Origin of the sequence: Paenibacillus maysiensis (assembly GCF_000520815.1) — a bacterium.
GTDB classification, from domain to species: Bacteria; Bacillota; Bacilli; order Paenibacillales; family Paenibacillaceae; genus Paenibacillus; species Paenibacillus maysiensis.
Map to the genome: position 1 here is coordinate 1 of NZ_ASRY01000006.1, position 17,585 is coordinate 17,585.

Sequence of the window (17,585 nt, forward strand, 5' to 3'; positions counted from 1 at the left end):
AGCAGGCGGGTGCGACGCACCGGAAGCCCCAGTCCCATGGCGCTGCTATCGTCAAATACCAAAAGATCGAAGCGGCGAGCTAGCCACCAGGCGACTGGCAGCAGTACGAGCAGAAAGGCCAGAATCGTCGTCACCTGCGCCCAGCTTCGCGCATAGGTACTGCCCGTCAGCCAAATATAACCGGTGCTGCCCCACAGCGAGCCTTGGATAATTAGCACCTGAATTCCGGCTGCTCCAATCGCTGATACAGCGATGCCGAGTAATATGACTACAGACGGGTTCAGATGTTTGTTCCAGGATAGAAAGAAGATCACTGCCGCTGAAACGGCCGCTCCAGCGATCGCAGCAACTGGCAGCACATAAACAGGCAGTCCGGGCCAGACGATGATTACTGCAAGCGCGCCGAATCCCGCTCCAGAAGAAACCCCGATGATCGAGGCATCCGCCAAGGGATTGCGAACGGCTAGTTGGATCAGGACACCGCTGACCGCAAGCGCGATACCAGCCCCGGCCGCCACCAGCGTGCGTGGAATTCTAAACTGTAGCAAAGCCGAATTCGCGCTCTCACCGCCGAACAGGCCAGACAGCAGATCACCCACCGGAATACGCATTCCTCCAAACATCAGGCTGAATACGGTTAAAAGCACGGCCCCGCACGCAAACAATGTGACCAGCCTGCCGTACGGTAATTTCCGAGAACGCACACCTATGTTCATTGAAGACTGTCCGCCGATGCCGGAAGGCAGCTTCATCCTCCACAGGATAAGCCAAATTAACCAAGGGGCCCCGATCAAGGCCATTACTGCTCCGGTCGGCAGATCCATGCTTGATTGGTGGACCATTTTCGCCAGCACGTCAGCGCCCGTCAACAACAGTGCCCCCCACAGGAAGGAACCAGGCAGCACCCAGCGATGCATTTTCAGGCCGCTTAAGCGCACCAAATGCGGAGCCACTAAACCTACAAACCCGATGGGTCCAATGACGCTGACTGTAATGGTCGACAGCAGGACCGCCAATACAATTCCCGCCGCCCGGGTCAAGCCCACCTTTTGCCCGAGGGACGTGGAAGTGGACTCATCCAGATCCAGTACATCGAATTGCCTCGACAGCAAAACCGCGATAACCGAGAGCCCTACAACCCAGGGCCAAGCATAAGTAGTGCCACTCCAATCGTTTTGCACCAGCGAACCGGAACCCCATAGAAACAATCCCTGCGTTTCAAAGGAGTAAAAAATATGCAGTGCCCCGGTAAACGAACCGAGCACCATAGACACAATGAGGCCAGCAAGCGCCAGCCGGATCGGACTGCCAGCTCGCCCACCGCCCATAAAGTAAGCAAGCACCGCCGCCAGCAGGCCGCCGATGGCGGCAAACAGAAACGGAGCCTGATGCAGCAATGCGGGAAACATCACCGCACCAAGCACAACCACAAAGTAGGCACCGGCGTTGATTCCGAGCGTATCAGAAGCCGCCAACGGATTTTTGGTGATGGCCTGTAGCAACGCACCGGCAACAGCCAGCGCACCGCCAGCCAAGATTCCGATAACCGTGCGCGGCATCCGCAGATCCCAAACCATATTATGATCTAGCGTATTCTGACGCTGGGTCAACGCCTCAATTACTGTGTGCAGCGGGATCGGCGCCTCTCCATAGCACAAGCTTACAAAAAAAAGCACAATGAGGACGGCCAATCCGCCCCCAAAAATGCTTCCTACACGCCAAGCCTTCGACAAATTCGTTCTGTCTGCTCGGGTCATTTCGTCAGAACTCCAACCACCTGATCAACCAATACTTTCGATGAGATTGGGCCGCCGAACGTCCACGTTGTTCCGTCCAGTGGGTAGGTCCGTTTTTCTTTGACGAAATTCAGTTCTTTCCAGACTGAATTGTTCTTCATCGCGGCTCCGAATACATCGTCCATCTTCTGCGTAATGTAGATAAAATGGCTGTCCTGAACAGCAGGAAGTGCTTCGATGCCAACAGTGCTGAATCCATATTTCTCAGTTTTGTCCGACTTCCAGTCATTCACCATACCGATTTTCGCAAGCGTTCCGACTACAACCGAGTTATCCTTGAACATCCGTAGGCTGGCAGCATTCTGAGCTGTAAAGGCCTGGGTCAGCGCATAGTGGAAATCCGCTTTTCCCGCTTTTTCCAATGTAGCCTTTGCTTCAATATAATGTTGGTCAAGTTCGCTTAGGACTTTATCCGCCTGCTCCGTTTTTCCAGTAGCCACAGCGATCTGCTTAAAGATCTCGACCATGCGGTCGTAATCATAACCGTTTCCCTTGTAAGGATCGTATTCTATCGTTGGTGCGATTCCCTTAAGCTGTGCGTAAATCGCTGCATTATTGTCTGCGTTAGAGATAATAAGGTCCGGTTTGAGCGCCGCAATCGCTTCCAGATTCGGTTCGCCCCGTGTGCCAATATCAGTTACGTTATCAGCCAGCTTCGCCTCTGGCGTGACCCACAGCTTGTAGTTTGCATTGTCCGCATTACCAACAGGCTGCACACCCAGCGCGATCAGGTCTTCGGTAAACGTCCATTCCAGTACAACGATACGTTCGGCTGGCTTGTCCAGCTTGACTTCCCCGTGATCATCTTTAACCGTAACCGGCCCAGCCGCTTTGCTGGTCTGCTCAGACCGGGAAGTGGCTCCCGGCTTCGAACTATCCCCGGCTGATCCGCAACCCGCCAATACAATAGCAAAAACCGTAAACAACAATAGACCGTTCAACATCTTTTTCATTTCTCTCATTCACCCCTGCATGTATATGTCTCATTAGAAAATGATAATCATTATCATTTAAAGAGTATAGGGGTTGATTAATTTTGTCAACAAAGATTGTACTAAAGAAAAGTAACTATGTCGCATTAATTGATTATTTTCACAAGAAAGCTCCATCTGCCCGCTACCCGGAATTCCAAATTGAATCGCAAACGGGTTCCGTATATGATAGCTTTATCATTGTTTTTAAGGGAGGCTTCATTTACGTGGCAGTATTAATCAACGAGCAAATAAAGGCTTCCGAGGTCATGCTCACTGGACTCAACGGTGAGAAGATCGGTATCGTCTCGAGAGAGGAAGCCTTGGCTATGGCCCGATCCAAAGGAATGGATCTGGTCTGTACATCACTGATGAGCAGTCCTCCGCCATGTAGCCTAGTAGCTAAGGGCAAGGGAAAATCGCTCGCGCAGAAGGAAACCGGAACACGCAAGGCGAGCGGTAGCAACATGGCTGGAAAGAGCAGTAAGGAAAAGGTCAAGGAGCTTCGCTTCACTGCTCATATCGAGGAGCATGACTACGACACGAAGCTGCGCCAAGCAGACAAACATCTGCGCTCCGGCAAGCCGGTGCAGTTGGTCGTAAAATCGTCCGGCGCCAAGGAAGCGGCCGCCGCCAAAGCGGTGGTAGAGCGGCTATTGGTCGATCTGAAAGAAGCCGGGATGAAGGAAACCGGAATCCAGACGGGCGGCAAAGGCTCACAGGTGAAATTAAACCCCATCTCAAAGCAAAAACAGACTGTTTACACAGAATGAAAAAGAGGCCGTTTCGGCCTCCTTTTTCTATTGATAACCTTTTATCTGTACCATACAGCAGGGCCCCTGTTTTCCACACACTCAATTATCGAAAAATTTAACTTGCTGGTGACGTTACGTCACCAAGTATACTAACCTAGTAGATTATACTGGAAAATCAATGCATGGGAAGGAGGGAGAACCTGTTGAGCAAAGGAGATTATTTATCGACTGGGCAGCTTGCCAAAAGTACAGGTATGACACTCCGAACTTTGCGATATTACGATCAGATTGGACTATTGACCCCGGAAGACCATCATTCTGGCTCTGCTCGCAAGTATACGGTGAAGGAACTGAAACGACTGCAGCGGATTCAGACGTTGAAGTATGTTGGGCTATCTCTTCAAGAAATTAAAGACATCTTAAACGCAGAGTTGATATCCGATGGGGACATCAGACATTCGTTGGAAGCACAGCTCGATATTCTCCAGAAAAAGATCGCTCATACGGAACATATCGTCCATGCTATTCGAAAAGCTTTGGAAAAGTTGGCCGATGGCTCCGATTTGGATCGCTTCGCGGAGCTTATACAAGCCGTACAGAAGGAAGAGAATTGGGGGGATCAATATCGGACGGCCACCCGCTTGCAAGCACGAATCAACCTTTACGACAAGTTCAGTACGAATCCTCAAGGCTGGCATCGTTGGGTTTTTGATCAGTTGGAGGTGACACCGGAAGCCCATATTCTCGAGTTGGGTTGCGGTGACGGGACCTTTTGGTTAAGAAATGCCGAACGAATTCCCAATAGCTGGCGCATCACGCTTACCGATATCTCCAGCGGAATGGTGGAGGAAGCACGTTGCCGCTTAGGCAGCAGCAATGCAATGTTTAAATTTTTGTCGGCTGATGCCCAACAGCTCCCTTTTCACGAAGAGCAATTCGATGTGGTGCTTGCTAACAATATGCTTTATCACGTCTCGGACATCCCCAGAGCGATCGAGGAAATGCACCGTGTTTTAAAGCCCGGGGGACTAGTTTGCACGTCGACGATGAGTACGCAGCACCTTCAAGAGCTTGAGGACTTGGCGGCTTCCTTCGACCCCAATCTTCGCGTATTAGATCAAGCGATTCATCGGTTCCACCTAGGTAACGGAATGGACTTCCTGTCTTCATGCTTTTCTAAGCTTCTGTTGCTCCATTACGAAGACCGCCTGATGGTAGACGAAGCGGAACCTCTGATCGATTATATGATTTCGACTCCGATGAATGCAAGGGAACGACTTGTAGGAAAGACCATCGATATGTTTCGTATCCATGTCAACCAAAACCTGAAGCAGACTGGTGTCCTTCAACTGACGAAAGAAAATGGAATATTTCTAGGGAGGAAATGAACATGAAAGCAGTGGAGCAACAACCAAGAGTACGGATCGTCAAAGAGGAGCTTTTATCGGATAACTGGTACATCTTAAAGAAAGTCACGTTCGAGTATGAAAAAAACAGTGGCCAATGGGAGACACAATCCCGTGAAGTGTACGACCGCGGCAACGGAGCAACAATCCTTCTTTATAATCGAAAAAAACAAACCATAGTATTGACCAGACAGTTCCGAATGCCAACCTACCAGAACGGTAATGAGACGGGAATGCTTATCGAAACCTGTGCAGGTCTGCTCGATAAAGAGACACCGGAGGAAAGTATCCTGCGAGAAACGGAGGAAGAGACAGGATACCGTGTCGACTGTGTACAAAAGGTTGGTGAGGCCTACATGTCGCCCGGATCGGTTACCGAAATCCTGTATTTTTTTGTAGCAGAGTATAACGAAGATATGGCAACAGGACTGGGTGATGGACTTGAAGATGATCAGGAAAACATTGAAGTGGTAGAGCTTCCTTTTATTCAGGCGCTCAATTTGGTCAAAAGCGGAGAAATTCGTGATGCCAAGACGATTTTGCTGCTCCAATACGCTCAAATCCATGGTCTTTTAAAGGAAAAAACAAATTCGTTGCATATTCTTATAGCGGGACCTTATCGTTCCGGAACGTCTGATGATCCCGTGCTGATCGAGAAAAATGTTCAGTTCATGAATGAAATTGCTCTTCAAGTGTATGAAGCTGGGCATTTACCGGTTCTAGGGGAGTGGTATGCATTGCCCCTAATCGCCACAGCTGGTTCCACTTCTTTGGGTGATGAGGTTTTCAACCGCATTTTTCATCCGTCCTCCATTCGCCTGCTAGACCACTGCGATGCAGTGCTTCGAATTGGAGGACCCTCGCAGGGTGCTGATGAAATGGTCAAGGTCGCAAGAGAGAAGCAACTGCTTATTTTCGAGCATCTTGAGGATCTCCCACCAGTAACCCAACCCTAGACTTAGTCCATCTATTGCTAAACCTAAATCACTCTGAACACTTTACATGCTCCAACACTTACCATTCAAATGAGCTTGCCGTTATTATGCTAGGGTTCCACCGTGCTATCTATAACGGCAAGTGAAAAAGAGCATCCCGACAGAATACCCCTTCCCTGAAATCGCTTGTCAGCGCAGATGAAGCCGCTAACGGAGTCTTATATTATCCACTTTTCTTCACTTCCCATACATATTACAATCAAAAGAAATATTTAAAATTTAAACTGCTTGATTTCACTCTCACTCTCGTTTATTCTCTGTATATATATAGTACAAGTTGGTATTTTCATCGGCTTATTCAAAGTCTACTCAGCTACAGCTCGGTCACACCTCCTCATTTTTCGTCCGGAATTTTTATACGTTTATACAGGCCCTATTTTTGTTGATACCTAATAACAGGGCCTAAGGTACTATGACAGATTTCGTTTTAATGATATATTGATAGGTACTATAAAAGACTAATTACCCAGGGCTTGGGCTGGAGGATGTATGAAAACAGAATCAAATCAAGACGAAGCCAGTTATTTATTTAATGTAGATGTATTAGTTAAAGGTCGTTCGAATGTAGAGGCCCTTCAGTTCCTGCTTAACCTCTTGAGCCAAAACGAACAAATTGCGGATAGCCGGATTCAATCTGGTATCGAACTTGGTAATTTAATCGAAGCTGCACTGTATCTAAAAAAACAGTCAGCCGCTAACGGCTCATCTGACGCTGCCGCTAAGCTTGCGGAGAAGTTCTCCAAAAAAAAATTAGCCGCGGCTACGAACAAGCCACCTGTCGTTCAAGAGATCGAACAATCCCACGTACAGCCGAAGCCTGCAACACAACAAGAACTTAGCACTCATGATTGGATTAAACGTTATATACAAGATAATACGCTTGTACGGTTAATCGTGAACCGCTATGGTGGACAACGAAGCATCCCGTGTCGCATACTTAATTTGGATCATGATAATAGCCTGTTGAGTGTGTATCATGTGGATGAGAAACAGGTTTACTCCTTTAAAATGAATGAAATTGATGAAATCACATCGTAAATGTAAAACACTTACATCATGAAATAACACGCAAAAAGAGAACCGCCGGAAAAACGTTATGCCTTTCCAAGCGATTCTCTTTTTTTTGTGATATGATCTGACAAGTTAAACTAATCCTCTTTCTTCAAACCCAAGGCAGCGAATGCCAGCAAAAGCCAACCTGCGATAAAACACACGCCCCCCAGCGGGGTAATGGCACCTAACACGCGAATCCCGGTCAAACTCAGCACATACAAGCTGCCGGAAAACAAAATGATTCCCGTAAACAGCAGCCGCGCTGCCCATTTTAAACGAGCCGACGCTCCCCACTGTCCCGCAGCCAATGCAATGATCAGCAAACCGACAGCGTGAATCATATGATATTTCACACCGGTTTCATACACGGCCAAAGCGCCCGCGTCGATCCGCGTTTTCACGATATGAGCCCCGAACGCTCCAATAGCTACCGCCAGCAGCATCATTATAGATCCTACAATTATCCATCTGCGTTGCATGTTTGTGTACTCCTTTTCATCTCATCCTCTAATCCAAGCTATCTCCTTATTTTATCGAATCCATGTGAAGTTTACCAGCCACTCCATTTAAATTTGAACCTTGCAGAATTCCATGATTAAACCCTGTCTTTTGGAGGGTAATGTATAAGGTCCCTTGCTTTTTTGTTCATTTTGTGGAAAATTAGTACCTGTTCAGATACTGTTGAAGGAGTTGAAAAAATGAGTAACCAAGATCCTAATCTGCAAAAGCCTGTTGCGTCTGAGGAGCATCCTGTTTTTTCAGAAGCTCCCGTCTTCCAGCCTCCAGTCAAGCTCAAGCATTCCGGTCCCGGTATCGCTTCTTTTATGATGTCGCTCGTCAGCCTGATCGGGTATATCATTCTGGCTGTTATGGTCATTAATCTGTTGGCTCATTTCAGCCAATACCAAACCCTGAACCCGGAAGTTGTTCTGCAACAAACCGGAACCGTCCTGCTTCCTTTTGTATTTTTAGGCAGTCTGTTATTGAATTGCGCCGGGCTTGTGGTTGGCATTATTGGAATTGCGTTGAAGAACCGCAAGAAAGCCTTTGCCATTGCAGGGCTAATCATTAATGCGTTCATTATTCTGGGCTTCATTGTACTTCTGGCCATGGGTCTCGCCATTCCGAGTAACACAGCGGATATCTATCCTTCCTCTGTGCAATCCTTATAATTTCTCCGCATCACACAGAGAGGATTCAATGTATGAACAAAATCAAAATTTTTGCGGACAGTACCAGTGATATTCCGGTCCAATGGCGCGAGCAGTACGAGATTAGCATTGTACCATTGTATGCGGTATTTGGGGATGAATCATTACGGGATGGCGTGGATATCCAGCCAGAACAGTTATTTCAGCGCGTAAGTCGTGAGGGACATTTGCCGCGAACCGCCGCACCTTCTCCATCGGACTTTATTCAAGCCTTTGCTCCCTACATAGAACAAGGGGACGACATTTTATATATCAGTCTGTCTTCCGAGCTGTCCTCAACCTACCAAAATGCGCTGCTCGCTACCTCCGAGTTTCCGGAAGGCCGCATTACCGTCTTTGATTCCTTGAATCTGTCGTGCGGCTTTGGCATGCTTGTGATGAAGGCCGCACGCGCCGCAGCCAACGGCAGTACGTTGGAACAGATTGTAGACATGCTGACGAGAACCCGCCCTCTGGTGGACACGGAATTCGTGATTGATACGCTCGAATATCTGTACAAAGGCGGAAGATGCTCAGGGATGCAAAACCTGATCGGTAGTCTGCTCAAAATTCGTCCGGTGATCAAAGTAATAGACGGAAAAATGACACCTGCGTACAAAGTCCGCGGCAAACGTGAAAAGGCGCTGGATCAGATGCTGCAAAATGCCCTGAACCAGCGGGAACATATGGATAACGATATCATTATTGTCGTACATGCCTTGGCTGAGGAAGATGCGCTGATGCTGCAAGCTCGTTTGCAGGAAGAAACGGGAGTGCAGGAGGTGCTGCTGGCAACAGCCGGATGTGTCATTTCCAGTCATTGTGGTCCACAGACGATTGGTATAATGTATGCCAAAAAAGAATTGTTTCGAATATAAAGTCCCTTGCCTCTACAGGTAAGGGCTTTTTGGTGTTTTCCAACAATTTAGCAATGAATAACTTTACTATTTTTGATAGTATTAGTCGTCATGTGACGAACGATTCGTCTGACAATCTATCATAAAAAAAGAAGGTTATTGTGTATGAGCCCCATACGATCACGCTTGCTAACCAAACTCACCCTGTTGGCGACTGCCGCCATAACTATAATAACTGCATCCGCTTCAAGTTTATCCGTTCCCGCAGCCGCAGCCGGTGTGGCGTTTCAGGATATTTCAGACAGCTATGCTTATCAAGCAATCACCTCACTGCACGCCAAAGGAATTTTGGCAGGTACACAACTTGGCTACTTTTCTCCCAAAAAGGCGGTTACGAGAGCCGAATGGGTTACCGCGCTGGATCGCACACTCGGTCTGGAACCTGTACAAGCATCGGTCCCCTCCTATCGGGATGTATTCAAACAAGCCTGGTATTACGGATGGATTGAAGCAGCCTCCCAGCTTGACGTGGTGCAGAAAGGGACATCCGCCACGTTTCAACCCAACAGCCCTGTAACCCGTCAAGAAGCAGCCTTGATGATCGCCCGCCTCATACGCTCGACGGGATCAGAAGCAGCGGTTTCCACTTTTACAGACACCGACCAGATTGCAGATTGGGCTGTTGAAGCTGTAACTACCGTGAACCGTTACGGCTTTATGAAAGGGGAAGGAAACCAATTTCGCCCCACATCTACCCTGACCCGCGAAGAAACAGCAGCACTTCTGGAACGTCTGCTGACGTATTCAACACAGCATGCCTCCAAAACAGCCTCCGCGGCATCTTCCATCCGACTAGGCTGGCAATATGATCAGAGCGTTCAACAGTTTGAAAGCTCCGTGCTTCAATCTAACATTAATACGCTATCACCGCGCTGGTTTTTTCTAAACGAAACGGGTAATATTAGCGATCTCACAAACACCTCGCTCCTCACCTGGTCCAAACAGCATCAAAAAAAAATCTGGGCGATGGTAGGCAATCGTTCCAATCTAACGATGACACACCAAATCCTGTCCAGTGATGTTTTACGGAACAAAACCATAACTCAGCTTGCGAATGCCGTATCTACACATCATCTGGATGGGCTTGTGATTGATTTTGAAAATGTAGCTGGTCAGGATCGTACTCAGCTCACATTGTTCATCCAACAATTAAAAGCAAAGTTAAAAGGCTTGAATGCTGTACTGGCAATCTGTGTATCTCCTGATTACGGTACAGACTGGACAGCTGCCTTTGATTATAAGCAACTTGGCGCTGCGGCAGACTATTTGATCCTGATGGGATATGACGAACATTGGGGAGGCAGCTCGACCCCTGGCTCCGTATCCTCATTACCGTGGCTCCGTGAAAGCGTACGGCGCTTTGTATTAACCACCGACCCGGATAAGGCAATATTGGCATTGCCTTTATTCACACGAAACTGGACCCTGAATGCGAGTGGTCAATCGGTCGCTTCGTCGGATATTTCCTTGATTGAGCAAAACCAGCTTATGTCTCGTTCCACCTCCAAACCGGTCTGGCATGAGGATATTCAGCAGTATACGGTTTCCTACAAGGATACTCAGCTTCATAAGCTATGGCTGGAGGAAGGGCGATCCTTTACCCGTAAATACCGTCTGGGACAGGACAACGGGTTTGCAGGCTTCGCCTACTGGTATCCGGGCGGGGCAAGCTCTGATCTATGGTCTAGTGTGAAAAATGCAGACCGTTTCGCGCAGCGTGGTTTGTAAAGGCCAAAAAACCTTCAACTTCACTTTTAGCGTGAGGTTGAAGGTTTTTTGCATACATCCTTATCGCCCGTCTATGCCCGGTACGCAACGATTCCGTTCACAACCGTCATACGTGCTTTAACGTCAAGCAAAGCCTGTGGGCGCTCCGACAAGTCCCGGTCAATGACCGTAAAATCGGCGGCTTTGCCTACAGCCATCGACCCCCGTTTATCCGCTTCTCCCGCAGCTACTGCGCTTCCGATGGTAAACAGATGAATGGCTTCGTGAATGTCCAGCTTTTCATCGGGAAGATAGCCCTCGTGCGTCTCTCCTGGCTTGGTGCGGGTCACAGCGGCATGCATGCCGAGAAAAGGGTCCAACGGCTCAATCGGCGCGTCACTGCCGCCAGCACATGGAATACCTGCGCTCAGCAGCTTTTTCCAGGCATACAAATATTCAGTACGTTCCTCGCCAACCCGATCCAGCACCCACGGGAAATCACTTGCTACAAAACGCGGCTGGATGTCTGCAATCAGCGGCAGCTTCGCCATTCTCTTGACTAGATCGGCAGTTAGCACCTGTCCGTGGATCAGACGATCCGGCAAACCGCTTTCCTCCGTTAGCGCATGGGCTTCCATCGCTGTCAAAATCATATGCGCCGCCCCATCCCCTATCGCATGTACAGCGACCGGAAAACCTGCGGCTCTGACAGCCGCCACCATCTGATTCAGCTCTGGTTGCGGTTGAATCGCCATGCCGCTGGTATGTGGAGCATCGCTATAGGGCGCAGACAATAGTGCAGTTCTTCCACCAATCGCACCATCGGCAAACATTTTTACCGCGCCGATTTTAAACCACTCATTTCCGTCACCAGCACGCAAACCTTGCGCTTTCGCTTCTTCCATGAACGGATGATAGATGAGCTGATGCGTACGAAAAGCAATGCCTTCCTCCCTCAGCTCCCTGTAAATCCGCTGCATGGTGTCCACGCTGCCCAGAAAACGCAAATCCTCCGTGTGCGCAGCCGTCAAACCGAGCCGTAGTGCATCCAGACAAGCTCGGCGGATTGCATCTTTTTTAACCGAATAATCAGGCTCTGGCTGCACACTTGTAAAGGCAGTGGACGCTTCCTCATAAATCAATCCGTTCAACTGTCCATCAGCATTTCTTCCGTAGGCTCCCGAAGCCGGATCAGGGGTGTTCTCGCCAATACCAGCACGTCGAAACGCTTCTGAATTCGCCAGAAACGTATGAAAGCAAGTACGAGTCAAATATACCGGATGCTGATCCGTAATGGCATCAAGCTCCGATAGGGTCGGAATCTCAACAGGAATAAACGCATTTTCGTTCCAGTTCAGCCCTAAAATCCATTCTCCCGGCGGTGTTACCGCAACCCGTTTACGCAGCATATCAAGCATTTCTTCCTTCGAAGTAGCCGACGTAAAATCCAGCATCGCCAGCTTCATGCCATGCATGGACAAATGCATATGTGAGTCGGTCAAGCCCGGCAACACATAAGCGTCCTCCCAATCCACCGTGTCATATTCCTTACCCGACAATTGCAATTCAAGCTCCCGTGCTTGTCCGATGGCCTGTATAATGCCATTTTGTACAATGACCGAATCTCCCTTGGTAGCCCCTTCCCCATACAGCTTGCCGTGCTTGAACAATGTTAGCGTCAACGCAGCTCATCTCCCTTTTTTCCAACTATATAAACCAAACTAAAGAGTTACTATATCGCCACTATATCGCCACTGCATCGCCACTGCATCGCCACTGCGCAGTCGGATGGTGCTTCAAATCACGCCTGTGCTGCCGATTCCAAATATAGTGTATGTATGTTTACCTGCTGCACCAGATCGGCAAAGTGGTCATGTGTTGCACAGACAGCCATTTTGTAGTGTCCATCGATCTCATACTGTTTAAAATGACAATACTCAGTGGTAAAGCCTTCCGTCGTAAAACCGATCAACGGACACTCGCTTAAATTGAATGAAAATGACTTTAGAGGCAGCGTTAATCCCTGTCCTTCGGCCTTCACAAAGCTTTCCTTGAGCGTCCACAGATCGTAAAAATAGGATAAGCGGCTCTCCGCCTCCTGACGCATCAACGCATCATACTCCTTGTCCGAAAAGCACACCCTTCCCACCTCAAAATCAATAGGACGGAGCTGTTCAATGTCGATTCCGAGCGGATGGTCATCCACGGCGCATACCACCCATTTTCCCGAATGAGAAACATTAAAATGGAATGCAGGTGCATTCAACAAGGAAGGCTTGCCGAAAGCATTATATGTAAACTGAAGACTGGCGTTGGATACCTTCAATTGCCGACAGGCCAGCCACCTTAACAACACATCGGCGTATAAGCCCCTTAAAGCATCCTCCCGATGCAAAAAACGATCCAGCTTCTGCCGCTTTTCAGTCGAAACCCGGTTTAGCAGTGACTCGTAATGACCGTCTGCCTCCGGCTTGCTCGTGTCAATCGCATATATTTCCATGGTTGGCCCCCTATGCCGTAATAAGTGTACGGTGTACATGGTCAATATACTACTCTAGCACTTTCAATTCAATATGGATACAATTGGGATATAATCCTCTTGCTGCTCACATTGCAGCATCAGACAGGGTGATAGGTATCAGCATAGAGAGCTATTCAGTATAAATCATTTTTGTAAGCGCTTTAAAAAAATACAGAGGGGGGACGAAACAATGAAATATGATTTTGCCGTCTTACTGTGTATTATGCTCGCTGTTTTGCTGTCGTTGAGCATTTTCCAGATGTTTTCACCCAAGATCGCTTCAGCGGCTCCAGCGAATGTTGTGAATGGTATTCAGTTTAAAGACACTGCTGGAAACGTGGTCCATGCCCATGGGGGCGGTATGATTAAGGTAGACGGTTACTACTACTGGTTTGGTGAAAATCGCAACCCCAACGGCACGTTCAAGGCGGTATCCGCCTACCGTTCCTCTGATTTAAAAAACTGGGAGTTCCGCAAAAACGTGCTGACCAGCAGCTCGGCAGTAGAGCTGAATGTTTCGAATATTGAACGTCCAAAAGTTATTTATAATGAGAAAACACGCAAATACGTATTGTGGATGCACAAGGAAAATGGAGTTAATTACAACGAAGCCCAAGTGGCAGTTGCCTCTTCGGATACAGTAGACGGGGATTACACCTATCAGGGCAGCTTCCGTCCACTGGATTACGATTCAAGGGATATGACTGTGTACAATGACAACGGTACGGCGTATCTGATCTCAGCTACTCGTGTGAATGCCGACCTGAACATTTATCGTCTGACACCGGATTTCCTGCAAGTAGAAGCGCTGGTGACCACGCTCTGGCCGGGACAATATCGTGAAGCTCCGGCGATGTTCAAAAAAGGAGACGTCTACTTCCTGATCACATCCGGGGCTACAGGCTGGAATCCCAATCAGGCCAAGTATGCTACGGCATCCAGCATTGATGGAACGTGGAGCAACACGATTAACTTCGGAGACAGTACGACCTACGGTTCACAATCGGCCTACGTCATTCCGGTAGAAGGTACCCAAACGACCTCGTACCTGTATTTGGGGGACCGCTGGGCGGGGGCATGGAGCGGTCCTGTGCAGGATTCACAATATGTATGGCTGCCGCTGCGTTTTCCAACCGGGACTTCCCTGGCTATGGACTGGTTCGACAGTATGAACATCGACACCGCCAGCGGTGTGATTCAAGGTGTAACCACGCCAATCGCCATTGACCCGGACGGATATTATCAGTTGGTAAGCCGCAAGAGCAACAAGCCGCTGAATGTAATTGACGGTGCAACAACAGACGGCGCAGATCTGGAGCAGCGTGCAAATTCAGGAGCACCCAGCCAGCAATGGCAGCTCAAGGATGCGGGCGGCGGATATTACAAAATCGTGAACCGCAACAGCGGCAAGCTGATCGGCGTTGAAAACGGAGCGACGACGGACGGAGCGGTCATCGAGCAATGGAGCGACGGAGGCTGGTCCAGCCAGCAATGGCAGCTGGTATCTGTAACCGGAGGTTATTACAAGCTGAAAAACCGGGCAACGGGCAAGCTGATCGACATTTCCGAAGGCACTACCGCCGATGGAGCCAAAGCGATTCAATGGGGGGATAACGGCGGAACGAATCAGCATTTTCGTGTAGTGAAAGTAAATTAGTTCGTTCAGAATAGACATCATCATTGTCATTGAGGTAGCAGCTTCCAGTGACTCCGTAATTTCCAAAAAGCCGTCTCCCCAGCAGATCACTGCTAACGGAAGAACGGCTTTTTTTTGCGGGAAAATGAATAGTTAAACCTTTATCTGGGCTAACCCTTGTCCAGATCGGCTTGAAGCGCGTCAGAACGTTACAGCTCCCACGGATAATCTGTTGTCAGGAAGCTCGCCAATTGCTTGCTTTCCTCCCTGCGCTGACGCCGTATCGCTGCACGAGATGGCGCAGTCTGGTGCAATTGTAATTCTTCTTCTGTCTCCGGAATGACCTGCGGCACGATGACTTTACGGTTATTCTCGTCCAGCGCCACAAAGGTCAGGAAGGCGGTGGCTGCGATTTTCCGGTCGCCAGTCATCAGTCCTTCGCGGATAACCTTCACAAATACCTCCATAGAGCTACGACCTGTCCAGGTTACGAACGCCTCCAGCGTGACGGAATCGCTCGGATGGATGGGCAGCAAAAAATCCACCGAATCCGTAGACGCTGTGACCGTATTCGTGCGGCATAGCTTGGAGGCTGCGATAGACGCAATATCGTCGATATACGACATCAATCGGCCTCCGAAGAGCGTGTTATGATTGTTGATATCGTTGGGAAATACACGGGACGTCTTGAAGCAGTAGGTTTCTCGGATGTACTTGCTTTCCATGGATTCTCTTTCCCCTCTTTTCCTCGTAGCAATCTTTTTATATAGTGGAAGCCTGTGTTAGACTGTGCTAATCATCCCACTAATCCGCATAATAAATCAAGACATAAAAATCCGCATCCGCATCCGACTCATTACGGTAAGTATGAAGATCATTCACTTGAAATTGCACAGCATCTCCTGCGCTCAGTTTGAGCTGTTGTCCCTTCATTTCAAAGCACATTTCCCCACGGATCATAAGAATGGATTCTTCCCCCAAATGCTGCTCCGCCTGGTGTGTGAAACCCGGCTTCAGGCTTACGATGAACACCTCGAACTTTTTTTCCGAATGATACGGGAATACAGGGTACACAAAATAGTTGCCGTTCTCATCAATCACTGGATGCAGGTCTTCCCTGCTGATTTTAGTGATTTGTGGGGAGTCCTCTTTGAGGAGTGTGGAAAAGGACACATGCAAACCGTTGGCGATTTTCCAAAGTGTAGTCACCGTAGGATTGGATTTTCCCTTCTCAATCTGTGCCAGCATTCCTTTGCTGACCCCTGTCAGTTCAGCCACTTTATCCAGGCTAAGTCCTCTAATCTTCCTGATATGAGCCAAATTAGAACCGATGATATACTGCATTGAATCCACAGACTGTACCTCCTCGTATCCAAAAGTCTATACAAGAAGAATACACAAAAGTAGGCCCGTTAGCTATAGATGATGTTCACCATAACATACAAATGTATAATATATTGATTATTTTCAAGGTTCCGTTATATACTATAATGAAATTTAAAATGAAGGGAAGGTTGAAATGTCTATAGCTTCGGGGTTGAGCGAAACGGAGCGCGATCCACTCCACTTTTTACAAGGAGTCAAGGATTGTATCCCTACGTTGCTCGGTTATGTGTGTATTGGCTTCGCGGCAGGCATTGTGGGGGCCTCGTCAGGTGTTAGCACGATGGAAATGGCCCTGATGTCGGCGCTTGTCTACGCAGGAGCTTCCCAATTTATTATGTGCTCGATGCTGGTTACGGCCAGTCCTCCCTCTGTCATTATTTTAACGACTTTTATTGTGAATGCCCGCCACCTGTTGTTAAGCGCATCGTTGGCTCCTTATTTCTCAAAGTATTCATTGTGGAAAAATATAGGTATTGGCGTTCTTTTGACAGACGAATCCTTCGGGGTAGCCTCTGATAAACTGGCCAAAGGCGGGCAGGTCAGTGACCGCTGGATGAACGGGCTCAATATAACTGCTTACCTCGTCTGGATTGCCTCCTGTGTTGCAGGAGGGATTCTCGGGAACTGGATTTCCCGGCCGGAGGCTTTTGGTCTGGATTTCGCCCTGCCTGCGATGTTTCTTGCCTTGCTCATTTCGCAGCTACAAAGTGTCCAAACCTCCAAGCTCAAGCACCGACTGCTGCTCGTGCTGTGTATGGCTATCCTGATGTACCTTTTATCCTGGTGGGTGCCATCTCATATCGCGGTTATTGTAGCTACTATGATTACCGCAACGATTGGAGTGTTAACTGACAAATGAACATTGATCCATATGTCATGTACATCATTATCGGCGGTATGGTCGTCACAGCCATCCCGAGAATCATTCCCTTTGTCGTGCTGCAAAAGCTGGCGCTGCCCAAGCCTGTGCTCCAAGGGTTGTCCTATATCCCTATTTGCATTTTCACGGCGCTCGTGATGGAACATCTACTCGTTCGAACGGAAGGCTCCGTCACTTTTAATTGGCAAGTGCTTATTGCTATCCTTCCTACACTGGTGACTGCCTTATGGAGCAAAAACCTGCTGGCTACCGTTGTTGTCGGTATTGTGAGTATGGCTGTCGTTCGACTGCTGTGGATGGGATAGAAAAAAAGGTGCAATCCCGTTTTACGGCTGCACCTTTTTAGATATTCATTCTGCGTTCGTTATCCTG

The 17,585-nt window shown here is 48.5% G+C and carries 17 protein-coding genes; 10 read left to right on the forward strand and 7 right to left on the reverse strand.

Going from position 1 to position 17,585, the window contains the following annotated elements; translation table 11 throughout:
* Positions 1-1,757, reverse strand: a 1,757-nt coding sequence (locus tag L696_RS0100295) for an iron ABC transporter permease (protein WP_025681866.1), incomplete at its 3' end; no start/stop codon positions are given.
* The gene (locus L696_RS0100300) at positions 1,754-2,749 is read right to left on the reverse strand and encodes an ABC transporter substrate-binding protein (RefSeq protein WP_025681867.1); all 996 of its coding nucleotides are present in this window, start codon (positions 2,747-2,749) and stop codon (positions 1,754-1,756) included. The genes L696_RS0100300 and L696_RS0100295, both read right to left, overlap by 4 nt.
* 245 nt (positions 2,750-2,994) lie before the next feature.
* Between L696_RS0100300 and infC the strand changes: the two genes are divergently transcribed.
* The 4 genes from infC (at position 2,995) to L696_RS0100320 (ending at position 6,961) form a co-directional block, all read left to right on the forward strand.
* A complete protein-coding gene (gene infC / locus L696_RS0100305) occupies positions 2,995-3,540 on the forward strand; it encodes a translation initiation factor IF-3 (protein ID WP_025681868.1) in 546 nt (181 codons plus the stop codon).
* Positions 3,541-3,725: 185 nt separating this feature from the next.
* On the forward strand, positions 3,726-4,910 hold the full coding sequence (locus L696_RS0100310) for a MerR family transcriptional regulator (RefSeq protein ID WP_025681869.1): 1,185 nt from the start codon (positions 3,726-3,728) through the stop codon (positions 4,908-4,910).
* A 2-nt stretch (positions 4,911-4,912) separates the two neighbouring features.
* Positions 4,913-5,884, forward strand: a complete 972-nt coding sequence (nudK, locus tag L696_RS0100315; protein WP_025681870.1) for a GDP-mannose pyrophosphatase NudK — start codon at positions 4,913-4,915, stop codon at positions 5,882-5,884.
* A gap of 528 nt (positions 5,885-6,412) precedes the next feature.
* On the forward strand, positions 6,413-6,961 hold the full coding sequence (locus L696_RS0100320; RefSeq protein WP_025681871.1) for a hypothetical protein: 549 nt from the start codon (positions 6,413-6,415) through the stop codon (positions 6,959-6,961).
* A gap of 110 nt (positions 6,962-7,071) precedes the next feature.
* Here L696_RS0100320 and L696_RS0100325 read toward each other — a convergent pair whose 3' ends face one another.
* On the reverse strand, positions 7,072-7,455 hold the full coding sequence (locus L696_RS0100325) for a DUF423 domain-containing protein (RefSeq protein WP_025681872.1): 384 nt from the start codon (positions 7,453-7,455) through the stop codon (positions 7,072-7,074).
* Between the two features lie 219 nt (positions 7,456-7,674).
* On the opposite strand from L696_RS0100325, the gene L696_RS0100330 reads away from it, so the two are divergent.
* The 3 genes from L696_RS0100330 (at position 7,675) to L696_RS0100340 (ending at position 10,811) form a co-directional block, all read left to right on the forward strand.
* On the forward strand, positions 7,675-8,148 hold the full coding sequence (locus L696_RS0100330) for a hypothetical protein (protein WP_025681873.1): 474 nt from the start codon (positions 7,675-7,677) through the stop codon (positions 8,146-8,148).
* Positions 8,149-8,180: 32 nt separating this feature from the next.
* Positions 8,181-9,044 (forward strand): DegV family protein, encoded by an 864-nt coding sequence (locus L696_RS0100335; protein ID WP_025681874.1) that lies wholly within the window; start codon positions 8,181-8,183, stop codon positions 9,042-9,044.
* Positions 9,045-9,188: 144 nt separating this feature from the next.
* Positions 9,189-10,811, forward strand: a complete 1,623-nt coding sequence (locus L696_RS0100340; RefSeq protein WP_025681875.1) for an S-layer homology domain-containing protein — start codon at positions 9,189-9,191, stop codon at positions 10,809-10,811.
* 71 nt (positions 10,812-10,882) lie between these two features.
* On the opposite strand, the gene L696_RS0100345 is transcribed toward L696_RS0100340, so the two are convergent.
* Together L696_RS0100345 and L696_RS0100350 are read right to left on the reverse strand one after the other, a co-directional pair.
* On the reverse strand, positions 10,883-12,472 hold the full coding sequence (locus L696_RS0100345) for an amidohydrolase (RefSeq protein WP_025681876.1): 1,590 nt from the start codon (positions 12,470-12,472) through the stop codon (positions 10,883-10,885).
* Between the two features lie 119 nt (positions 12,473-12,591).
* Positions 12,592-13,290 carry a 4'-phosphopantetheinyl transferase family protein gene (locus L696_RS0100350; RefSeq protein WP_025681877.1) on the reverse strand — a complete coding sequence of 233 codons (699 nt, stop codon included), beginning with the start codon at positions 13,288-13,290 and terminating at the stop codon, positions 12,592-12,594.
* Positions 13,291-13,501: 211 nt separating this feature from the next.
* On the opposite strand from L696_RS0100350, the gene L696_RS0100355 reads away from it, so the two are divergent.
* Positions 13,502-14,968: an RICIN domain-containing protein gene (locus L696_RS0100355; protein ID WP_025681878.1), complete on the forward strand. Its 1,467-nt coding sequence runs from the start codon at positions 13,502-13,504 to the stop codon at positions 14,966-14,968.
* A gap of 188 nt (positions 14,969-15,156) precedes the next feature.
* Here L696_RS0100355 and L696_RS0100360 read toward each other — a convergent pair whose 3' ends face one another.
* Positions 15,157-15,672 carry an acyl-CoA thioesterase gene (locus tag L696_RS0100360; protein ID WP_014280639.1) on the reverse strand — a complete coding sequence of 172 codons (516 nt, stop codon included), beginning with the start codon at positions 15,670-15,672 and terminating at the stop codon, positions 15,157-15,159.
* A gap of 79 nt (positions 15,673-15,751) precedes the next feature.
* On the reverse strand, positions 15,752-16,300 hold the full coding sequence (locus L696_RS0100365) for a helix-turn-helix domain-containing protein (RefSeq protein ID WP_025681879.1): 549 nt from the start codon (positions 16,298-16,300) through the stop codon (positions 15,752-15,754).
* Between the two features lie 166 nt (positions 16,301-16,466).
* On the opposite strand from L696_RS0100365, the gene L696_RS0100370 reads away from it, so the two are divergent.
* Both L696_RS0100370 and L696_RS0100375 read left to right on the forward strand, forming a co-directional pair.
* On the forward strand, positions 16,467-17,192 hold the full coding sequence (locus tag L696_RS0100370) for an AzlC family ABC transporter permease (protein WP_025681880.1): 726 nt from the start codon (positions 16,467-16,469) through the stop codon (positions 17,190-17,192).
* Complete coding sequence (locus tag L696_RS0100375) at positions 17,189-17,518, forward strand: AzlD domain-containing protein (RefSeq protein WP_025681881.1); 330 nt, start codon at positions 17,189-17,191, stop codon at positions 17,516-17,518. The genes L696_RS0100370 and L696_RS0100375 overlap by 4 nt, the downstream gene beginning before the upstream one ends.
* The last annotated feature ends 67 nt before the right edge of the window (positions 17,519-17,585 follow it).

Excerpts from the sequence above, each read along its gene's own strand:
- L696_RS0100300 (WP_025681867.1), bottom strand. The coding sequence starts at position 2,749 with ATGAAAAAGATGTTGAACGGTCTATTGTTGTTTACGGTTTTTGCTATT.
- nudK (WP_025681870.1), top strand. The coding sequence starts at position 4,913 with ATGAAAGCAGTGGAGCAACAACCAAGAGTACGGATCGTCAAAGAGGAG.
- L696_RS0100320 (WP_025681871.1), top strand. The coding sequence starts at position 6,413 with ATGAAAACAGAATCAAATCAAGACGAAGCCAGTTATTTATTTAATGTA.
- L696_RS0100325 (WP_025681872.1), bottom strand. The coding sequence starts at position 7,455 with ATGCAACGCAGATGGATAATTGTAGGATCTATAATGATGCTGCTGGCG.
- L696_RS0100330 (WP_025681873.1), top strand. The coding sequence starts at position 7,675 with ATGAGTAACCAAGATCCTAATCTGCAAAAGCCTGTTGCGTCTGAGGAG.
- L696_RS0100335 (WP_025681874.1), top strand. The coding sequence starts at position 8,181 with ATGAACAAAATCAAAATTTTTGCGGACAGTACCAGTGATATTCCGGTC.
- L696_RS0100340 (WP_025681875.1), top strand. The coding sequence starts at position 9,189 with ATGAGCCCCATACGATCACGCTTGCTAACCAAACTCACCCTGTTGGCG.
- L696_RS0100350 (WP_025681877.1), bottom strand. The coding sequence starts at position 13,290 with ATGGAAATATATGCGATTGACACGAGCAAGCCGGAGGCAGACGGTCAT.
- L696_RS0100355 (WP_025681878.1), top strand. The coding sequence starts at position 13,502 with ATGAAATATGATTTTGCCGTCTTACTGTGTATTATGCTCGCTGTTTTG.
- L696_RS0100360 (WP_014280639.1), bottom strand. The coding sequence starts at position 15,672 with ATGGAAAGCAAGTACATCCGAGAAACCTACTGCTTCAAGACGTCCCGT.
- L696_RS0100370 (WP_025681880.1), top strand. The coding sequence starts at position 16,467 with ATGTCTATAGCTTCGGGGTTGAGCGAAACGGAGCGCGATCCACTCCAC.
- L696_RS0100375 (WP_025681881.1), top strand. The coding sequence starts at position 17,189 with ATGAACATTGATCCATATGTCATGTACATCATTATCGGCGGTATGGTC.